Annotated in this window: 7 protein-coding genes; 2 read left to right on the forward strand and 5 right to left on the reverse strand. The window is 71.4% G+C overall.

Features of this window, described 5'->3' with window-relative positions; all coding sequences use genetic code 11:
* Both NS354_RS10555 and NS354_RS10560 read left to right on the forward strand, forming a co-directional pair.
* Positions 1 to 358: SDR family NAD(P)-dependent oxidoreductase (locus tag NS354_RS10555; protein WP_153002186.1), on the forward strand; the 358-nt coding region annotated here is incomplete at its 5' end.
* Positions 355 to 1,488: an FAD-dependent oxidoreductase gene (locus tag NS354_RS10560; RefSeq protein ID WP_058594453.1), complete on the forward strand. Its 1,134-nt coding sequence runs from the start codon at positions 355 to 357 to the stop codon at positions 1,486 to 1,488. The genes NS354_RS10555 and NS354_RS10560, both read left to right, overlap by 4 nt.
* Positions 1,489 to 1,549: 61 nt before the next feature.
* On the opposite strand, the gene NS354_RS10565 is transcribed toward NS354_RS10560, so the two are convergent.
* The 5 genes from NS354_RS10565 to NS354_RS10585 all read right to left on the reverse strand — a co-directional run.
* A complete protein-coding gene (locus tag NS354_RS10565) occupies positions 1,550 to 2,962 on the reverse strand; it encodes a purine-cytosine permease family protein (RefSeq protein WP_058594454.1) in 1,413 nt (470 codons plus the stop codon).
* A gap of 148 nt (positions 2,963 to 3,110) precedes the next feature.
* Positions 3,111 to 4,547: an aspartate aminotransferase family protein gene (locus NS354_RS10570; protein ID WP_153002187.1), complete on the reverse strand. Its 1,437-nt coding sequence runs from the start codon at positions 4,545 to 4,547 to the stop codon at positions 3,111 to 3,113.
* A gap of 158 nt (positions 4,548 to 4,705) precedes the next feature.
* Positions 4,706 to 6,196, reverse strand: a complete 1,491-nt coding sequence (locus NS354_RS10575; RefSeq protein WP_058594455.1) for an aldehyde dehydrogenase family protein — start codon at positions 6,194 to 6,196, stop codon at positions 4,706 to 4,708.
* Positions 6,193 to 7,608 (reverse strand): MFS transporter, encoded by a 1,416-nt coding sequence (locus NS354_RS10580; protein ID WP_058594456.1) that lies wholly within the window; start codon positions 7,606 to 7,608, stop codon positions 6,193 to 6,195. Before NS354_RS10580 ends, NS354_RS10575 begins: the two co-directional genes overlap by 4 nt.
* Positions 7,609 to 7,735: 127 nt before the next feature.
* A partial coding sequence (locus NS354_RS10585) for a peptidase dimerization domain-containing protein (RefSeq protein WP_153002188.1) occupies positions 7,736 to 8,420 on the reverse strand: 685 nt, incomplete at its 5' end.

Consider the following 8,420-nt stretch of genomic DNA (forward strand, 5'->3'; position numbering starts at 1 on the left):
CGCGCTCCCCCTGCTGCGCGCCGCCGCCGCGACCGTCGTCTTCATCGGCTCGGGCGCCGGCACGCGGCCCGTCGCGGGGAGCGCCGTCTACACCGCGACCAAGCACGCACTGCGCGGCCTCGCCGACGTGCTGCGCATCGACGAGGAGCCGCACCGCGTGCGGGTCGTCACCATCGCGCCCGGCCAGACCGACACCGACATGCTGCGGGCGGGCATTCCGGCGGACCGGTACACGCCAGAGCGCTACATCCGCCCGCAGTCGGTCGCCGGCACGGTGCGCTTCGTCGTCGACGCGCCCGCCGACGTGCAGCTCACCGACATCGCCGTGCGGCCGCGCCAGGAGATCGCGCGGCTGTGAGCGAGCGCACCGAGCACCTCGTGGTCGGCGGCGGAGCGATGGGCCTCGCCGCGGCCTGGCAGCTCGCCGCGCGCGGCGCGAGCGTGCGCCTGCTCGAGCGCTTCGAGGCGCACCACACCCGGGGCGCCTCGCACGGGTCGACGCGCAACCTCAACAACGCCTACGCCGAGCCCGAGTACCTCGACCTCTTCGGCGAGGCGGTGACGCTGTGGCGCGCGCTCGAGGCCGAGTCCCGCACCGAACTGCTCGGCCTGCACGGACTCGTGACGCACGGAGACGCCGACGTCGTAGCGGCGGCGCACGACGCGCTCGCCGCTCGAGGCGCCGCCGTGACCCTGCTCGGCGCCGATGAGGCGGCCGCCCGGTGGGCGGGCATGCGGTTCGCGGGCGACGTGCTGTTCAGTGCGGAAGCCGGCATCGTGCACGCCGCGCGGGCGCTCGCAGCGCTGGAGGCCGCGGCGATCCGCCGCGGTGCGATCGTGGAGCGCTGCGAGCGGGTGCTGCGCATCGAGCCGCAGGCGGACGGCTCGGGCGTGCGGGTGACGGCGCGGGGCGCCGACGGCTCCGAGCGCGCGCTCGACGCCGACCACGTCATCGTCACCGCGGGCGCCTGGACGGAGTCGCTGCTGGGCGACCTGATCGACCTGCCGCCGCTCGTGGTCACCGAGGAGCACCCCGCCCACTTCGCGCCGCGATCCGCGTCGCTCGCGTGGCCCTCGTTCAACCACATGCTGCCGCCCGAGCTCGAGGCCGAATACGGCGCCCCCGTGTACGGCATGCCGAGCCCCGGCGAAGGGGTGAAGGTCGGCTTCCACCGGGTCGGCGACGTGGTCGACCCCGACGAGCGCACCTACCGCGCGAGCGACGCACAGCGCGAACGGCTGCGCCGCTACGTCGCGGAGTGGTTCCCGGGGCTCGACGGCGACGCGCCGGCGGAGATCAGCTGCACCTACACCTCGACCGATTCGGGTCGGTTCGTGCTCGACACGGTCGGGCCGATCACCGTCGGCGCGGGGTTCTCGGGCCACGGGTTCAAGTTCACGCCCGCGATCGGCCGCGTGCTGGCCGACGCCGCGCAGGGGCGTGCGACGCCGCCGGAGTGCTTCCGGCTGCGCGCGCACGCCCGCTGAGGCACGGCGGAGGGCGCTCGGCCGCTCATGCCGCCGGGGCCGCCGAGGCCGCCGGGGCCGCTCAGGCCGCGGCGGTCTCGCGCTCGGCCGGGAGCGCGCGGCGGCCCGCACGCCTCCGCACGAGCAGCAGGTACACCGCCGCCGTCACGGCGAACCCGACGAGCCACGCGATGTCGATGCCCTGGAGCGGCGCCGCGAGCGGGCCGGTGAACAGGGGCGTGATCATGAAGGGCACCTGCGAGAGCAGCCCGATCCCGTAGCTCGCGAGCCCGACGGCGTTCCACTTGCCGTACCGCCCGCCGGTCGGGTCGAAGAGATCCGCCACCGCGTAGTGGCCCTTCTGCACGATGAAGTAGTCGGCGAGGTTGATCGCCGACCACGGGATCAGCACGTACAGCAGCAGGGTGAGGAAGCTCTCGAACATCGTCATGAAGTCGCCCTGGCCGAGGATCGCGATCAGTGTGGCGAGCACGCCGCACGCGATCGTCGTCCACACCCGGGTGGCCGAGGTGATGACGGTCGTGAAGTTCGACTGCATCACGGTCAGCGCGTTCATCACGGCCGAGTACAGCTCGACGCCGTTGATGAGCGCGGAGCTCACCGCGAAGACGATGAGCACGATCATGCCGACCGGGCCGAGGAAGTCGCCGAGCGCCGCGAGCGGGTTCTCCGGGTTCGCGGCGCCGAGCAGCACGCCCAGCGTCATCACGAAGACGGAGCTCACCACGAGCCCCAGGTACGTGCTCCAGAACGCCGTCTTCGGGCCGGTGGTCTTCGGCAGGTACCGCGAGTAGTCGGAGACGTACGGCGCGTAGGCCAGCTGCCAGACGATCCCGATGGCGAGCATCGCGAAGAACCCCTCGAAGGTGAACACCGCCTCCGCGCGCTGCGAGGTGACCTCGGGCTTCGTCCAGAACAGGATCATCGACACCGTCACCGCGATGGCGATGACGATCGACAGCCACACCATCGTCTTGCGCAGCAGGTCGTAGCCGAAGACGCAGAGCACGATGCCGATGGCCGCGAACGCGAGGATCGCGACGGTGCCGTCGAACTCGGGGAAGACGGCGGCGAGCGCGTCCTTCGCCACGATCAGGATGCTCGCGAAGAAGCCCATGAACATCACGAATGCGATCAGCGCGAAGAGGCTCGCCCCGAGGTAGCCGAACTGGGCGCGCGCCTGCAGCATCTGCGGAATGCCGAGGTGCGGCCCCTGCGACGCGTGCAGCGCCGACCCGAACGCTCCGATCACGTTGCCCGCGAGGATCGCGACGATGCTCCAGCCGATCGGCAGGCCGTACGCGCCGCTCGCGACCGCGCCCGTGACGACGGTGAGGGGCATCATGTTGAGGCCGACCCAGATGGCGAACAGCGACCAGTTGGTGCCGGTTCGCTCGTTCTCGGGGATCGGCATGATGTGCTGCTGTTCGAAGCGCACGAACGTCTGGGTGACGACGGGGGGTTCCTGCGACATGGTTCTCTCTCCTTCGAGTGCTCATCGCGTGCGCATGCTTCCGGGCAGCGCGGGATCGCCCCGCGCGATGCGTGCGAGGCGAGGCGGGCGGCTCGCCCCGTGCGTCCTCGGTGACGCACGCGGGAGCCGCCCGAAGCGGCGGCGGGGCTTACAGCCCCGCGCGATCCGAGGCCAGGGCGAACGCCCGGTCGAGCAGCGATGCGAGCTCGTCGATGTCGTCGCGCGTCATCACAAGCGGCGGCGACACCTGCACGAGCGGGTTGCCCTCCGCGTCGATGGCGACGCGGCACAGCAGGCCGACCTCGGCGAGCGCCGGGCTCAGGTGCCCGTTCACGAAGTCCCCGGCAGAGAGCCCCTCCGCGTCCCACCGCTTCGCGGCGTGGTCGGTGACGAGCTCGAAGCTGCGGTGGAACCCGTCGCCGCGCAGGTCGCCGACGATCCCGGCGTGCTTCGCCGCGACTTCGCCGAGCTTCTCCCCGAGGAAGGGGCTGAGGGCGGCGACGTTCTCCACCACGCCCTCGCGCTCCATGATCTCGAGGTTCTTCAGCGCTGCGGCGCACGCGACCGGGTGGCCGCCGTAGGTGAGGGCGTGGTTGAACATGCCGACGGGCCCGTCGAGCACGGTCTCGATGATCCGGTCGCTCGCGATCACGCCGCCGAGCGGCATGTAGGCCGAGGCGATGCCCTTGGCGAACGTGATCATGTCGGGCTGGAAGCCGTAGTGGGCGGAGCCGAACCACGATCCGAGACGACCGTACCCCGTGATCACCTCGTCGGCGATGAGCAGGATGCCGTGGGTGTCGCAGAGGCGGCGCACCCCAGCGAAGTACTCGGGCGTCGGCGGGGTGAGGCTGCCGCCGGCGTTCTGCAGCGGCTCCATAATGATGGCGGCGATCGTGTCGGGGCCCTCCTGCACGATCAGGGATTCGAGCTCGGCGAGCAGGAACGCGGTGGTCTGCTCCGCCGTCTCGCCTGCGGGCCGGCGGTAGCGCTTCGTGTTGTGCGTGTGGCGCACGCCGTTCATGAGCGGCTCGAACATCTTGCGCACGTCGGTCATGCCGTTGAGCGACATCGCCCCGAAGCTCGTGCCGTGGTAGGCGACGCGTCGAGCGATGAACTTGTAGCGGGCGTGGTCGCCGCGGGTGATGTGGTACTGGCGGGCGAGCTTGATCGCGGCCTCGTTCGACTCGCCGCCGCCCGATGCGAAGAACACCCGGTTCAGGTCTCCGGGCGCGAGCTCGGCGATCTTCTGGGCGAGCAGGGCGGCCGGCGGGTGGGTGACGCTCCAGGTGGTCTGGTACGGCAGCGCCGCGAGCTGCTCGCGCACCGCGTCGCCGACCTCGGCGCCGTGGGTGTAGCCGAGCTGCACGCAGAAGAGGCCGGCGAGCCCGTCGAAGAAGCGCCGTCCGCTCTCGTCGAAGACGGAGCAGTGCTCGCCGCGCACGAAGACCGGCAGATCGTCGTCGCGGTACTTGGCTGCGGGGGTGAAGTTCATCACGAGGTGCCGCTTCGCGATCTCGGCGATGCCGCCCGGCACCTCGTTCTCGGGTGCGCGCTCGGCGATGGTCTCGGGCTGCAGCGTCATGTGCTCTGGTCCTTTCAGTCGGCGGTGACTGGGCGGTGAGGGGGAAAGCCGGGTCTGAGCCCAGTGTCCCAGCGCCCGATCGATCGGTAAAATAGTCTTTCGCGGTGATCTCGATCACGTGGAGCGATGGAGATGCGGGGCGGTGATCGCCGTCGGGGTCACCCCCACTGCAGCCACGTCGTCTTGTAATCCGTGTAGTTCTCGAGGGCGTGCACCGACAGGTCCCGCCCGAACCCCGACTGCTTGAAGCCGCCGAACGGCGTGGTGAACCCGAGCGCGTCCACGGTATTCACCGACACGGTGCCCGCCACGAGCCGCTGCGAGACGCGGTGCGCCCGCGAGAGGCTGCCCGTCCACAGCGACGCGGCGAGGCCGTACGGCGTCTCATTCGCGCGCGCGACCGCCTCCTCCTCCGTGTCGAACGGGGTCACGACGGCCACGGGGCCGAAGATCTCGCGGGTGTGCAGTTCGTGATCGGCCGGCACACCCGTCACGATGGTCGGCTCGATGAAGGCGCGGGAGCCGTTGATCTCCGGTCGGGCGCCGCCCGCGGCGATCCTGCCGTCGCGCCGCGCCCGCTCGATCGTCGCCCACACCTCGTCGGCGTGCCGCTCGGAGACGAGCGCTCCGATGCCCGACGCGGGGTCGAGGGGGTCGCCCGGCGCGTAGGCCCGCGCCGCCTCCGCATAGAGCGCGAGGAACTCGTCGTACACCTCGCGCTCGACGAAGATGCGCGAGTTCGCCGAGCACACCTCGCCCTGGTTGTAGAAGCTGCCGAAGGCCGCCTTCTCGGCGGCGGCCCGCAGGTCGTCGCAGTCGGCGAAGATCAGGTTCGCGCTCTTGCCGCCCGCTTCGAGGGCGAGCCGCTTCAGGTTCGACTGCCCGGCGTACTGCTGCAGCTGCTTCGCGACCTCGGTCGATCCGGTGAAGGCGAGCATGTCGACGTCGTCGTGGAGGGCCAGCGCGCGGCCCACGGTGGATCCCCGCCCCGTCACCACGTTCAGCACGCCCGCGGGGATTCCCGCTTCGATCGCGAGCTCGGCGAGCAGCAGCGCGGAGTGCGACGCCTCCACCGGCGGCTTGACGACCACCGAGTTGCCGGCGGCGAGCGCGGGGGCGAGCTTCCAGGTCGCGATCTCGAGCGGGTAGTTCCACGCCACGATCACCGCGACGACGCCGAGCGCCTCGCGCGTGACCAGAGCCGTCGATCCCGGCGGCGTCATCGGGATCAGATCCTCCTGCTTCTCGACGGCCTCGCCGTAGAAGCGGTAGAGCGCCGCCGAGCCGGGGGCGTCGATCGCCGCGGCTTCGCGCACCGGCTTGCCCATGTCGAGCGAGTCGTACAGCGCGAACTCGTCGGCCCGCGCCTCGATCAGCCGCGCGAGTTCGAGGAGGCGCTCGCGCCGATGGCCGGCGCCCGCGCGCGACCACGCGCCGGATGCGTAGGCGCGCCGGGCCGATGCGACCGCCGTGTCGACGTCCGCCTCCGTGCAGGCGTGGATCTGCGACAGCACGGCTCCCGTCGCCGGGTTGGTCTTCGCGATGGTCTGCCCCGAGCTCCCGTCGACCCGGGCGCCGTCGATCACCGGCCGGCCGTCGAAGGGGAGCGCGGCCGCTGCGGCCCGCCATTCTGCGTGCGTGCGAGTCATGATCGGTCTCCTTCGGCGAGCGTGCTGGGGGTCGTGGCGGCCGGGGTGCCCGGCGCGGTGCGGAGGTCGGGGATCGTGACGGTCGCGGTCTCCAGATCCTGCGCCTTGAGCAGCGAGATGCCGCGGGTCTCGGGCAGGCTGAGCACGGTCGCCACGCCGACGAGACCGACGCCGACCAGGAAGTATCCGGGAACGAGCTGGTCGCCGGTCGCGTCGATGAGCCAGGTCAGCAGGTACGGCGCGGTGCCCGCGAACAGCGCGGCGGTGAGGGCGTAGGCGATCGAGAGGCCGGTCTGCCGAGTGCGGGTCGGGAAGAGCTCGACGACGGTGACGGCGTGCGTGCCGAGCACGATGGCGAGGATCAGGGCGAGGCCGAGCGTGGATGCGAAGGTCGCCCACGGCGCGGGATCGTTCATCAGCATGAAGAGCGGCACGGAGAGCACGGTGAGTGCGATGGCCGCCGTGAGCAGCACCGGCTTGCGCCCGACGCGATCCGAGAGGATGCCCGCGAGGGGCACGATGATGAGCCCGAGCGCGGAGGCGAGCGTCGAGAGGAGCGCGGCGCTGCCCGCGTCGATGCCGACGGTGACCTCCTGGTAGGTGAGCAGGTAGACGAGCACGACGTAGAACGTCACGTTCATGAAGATCTCCATGCCGCAGGTCTGGATGAACTCCTTGAGGTTGCGCCGGAAGACCTCGGTGACCGGCGCGTGCGAGACGGTCTCGAGCTCCTGCAGCTGCTGGAACTCGGGGGTGTCCTCGATCTTGCGGCGGATGTAGAGGCCGATGAAGCCGAGCGGCACCGTGATGAGGAACGGGATGCGCCACGCCCAGTCGGCGATCTGCTGCGGGTCGAAGGCGAGGTTGAGCAGGAAGACGACGAACGAGGCGAGCAGGAACCCGAGGAGGCTCCCGAACTCGAGCCAGCTGACGCCGAAGCCGCGGCGCTTCGCGGGCGAGAACTCGCCGAGGAAGGCGGCGGCGCTGCCGAACTCGCCGCCCGCCGCGAGGCCCTGCACGATGCGCGTGATGATGAGCAGGATCGGAGCAGCGATGCCGATGACGGAGTAGCCGGGCAGGATGCCGAGCACGAGCGTCGACAGCGCCATCGCGAGGATCACGATGGAGAGCGTCTGCTTGCGCCCGAGCCGGTCGCCGAGACGCCCGAAGATGATCGCGCCGATCGGCCGCACGAGGAAGGAGACGGCGAAGACGGCGAAGGCCGCGAGCAGGCCCGCGGTCGCACTCTCCTCGGGGAAGAACACGGAGGCGATGGTGCCGGCGAGGTACGCGTAGACGGCCCAGTCGAACCAGTGCACCAGCACGCCGATGGCGCCGGCGGCGACGCTCTTGCGCAGGCTCTTGCGGTCGACGAGTTCGCTGAGTTCTCGGATGGGTTCGGAGGTCGACATTGACGATTCCTTTGCTGCTGGGAGGAGTGATGGGTCGCGCGGGCCTCGGGGATCGCGCGCGTGCGCGCGGCGCTCCGCGGACGCGCGCCGGGGCGCGAACCGGGGGACGGGTCGGCGGCGGGGGCGGCTATCCGGATCCGCCGCGCGCTCGGGCCACGTCGAGGGCGGTCCAGGCGAGGGCGGTGGCGCCGTCGCGCAGCGCTCGCTCGGCTTCGGGGCCGACGCAGGCCTCCGCGAAGGCGGGCTGGTGATTCGACGCAGTGCCGCCGACGCCGATGTAGGGGTGGATCGCGTCGACGACCGCTGAGACGTTGCCCATGTCGGTCGAGGCGCGGTTCATGGTCGCCGCCTCGGGCGGCACGTCGAAGTCTCGTCCGAGCGCGATCGCGTTGCGCCGGTACGCCTCGAGCGCGGCAGCGTCGGTGCGCATCTCGGCGTAGCGTTCGCTCTCGGGGGTGATGGTGAGGGTCGTGCCCGTGGCGAGCGCGCCCGCCTCGAAGCAGCGCCGCACGCGCGCTTCGAGTGCGAGCAGCTGCTCCGTGGTCTCCGCCCGCACGTACCACCGCCCCTCGGTGCGCTCGGGGATCGCGTTGGGCGCCTCTCCGCCGCGCGTCTGCACGCCGTGCACGCGCACTCCGGCGGGCAGCTGCTGCCGCAGCAGCGCGATGGCGGTCTGGGCGATGACGAACGCGTCGTTCGCGTTCACCCCGCGCTCGGGGTAGGCGGCGGCATGGGCTGCGACGCCGTCGTACTGCACGTGCCAGTGCGCCACGGCGAAGGGGCGGGCTTCGGCCACATCGACGGGGGCGGGG

The sequence above is a fragment of the Leucobacter chromiiresistens genome (assembly GCF_001477055.1).
In the GTDB taxonomy this organism is placed as follows: Bacteria; Actinomycetota; Actinomycetes; order Actinomycetales; family Microbacteriaceae; genus Leucobacter; species Leucobacter chromiiresistens_A.

Coding starts and splice junctions, on each gene's coding strand:
- NS354_RS10565 (WP_058594454.1), bottom strand. CDS start 2,962: ATGTCGCAGGAACCCCCCGTCGTCACCCAGACGTTCGTGCGCTTCGAA.
- NS354_RS10570 (WP_153002187.1), bottom strand. CDS start 4,547: ATGACGCTGCAGCCCGAGACCATCGCCGAGCGCGCACCCGAGAACGAG.
- NS354_RS10575 (WP_058594455.1), bottom strand. CDS start 6,196: ATGACTCGCACGCACGCAGAATGGCGGGCCGCAGCGGCCGCGCTCCCC.
- NS354_RS10580 (WP_058594456.1), bottom strand. CDS start 7,608: ATGTCGACCTCCGAACCCATCCGAGAACTCAGCGAACTCGTCGACCGC.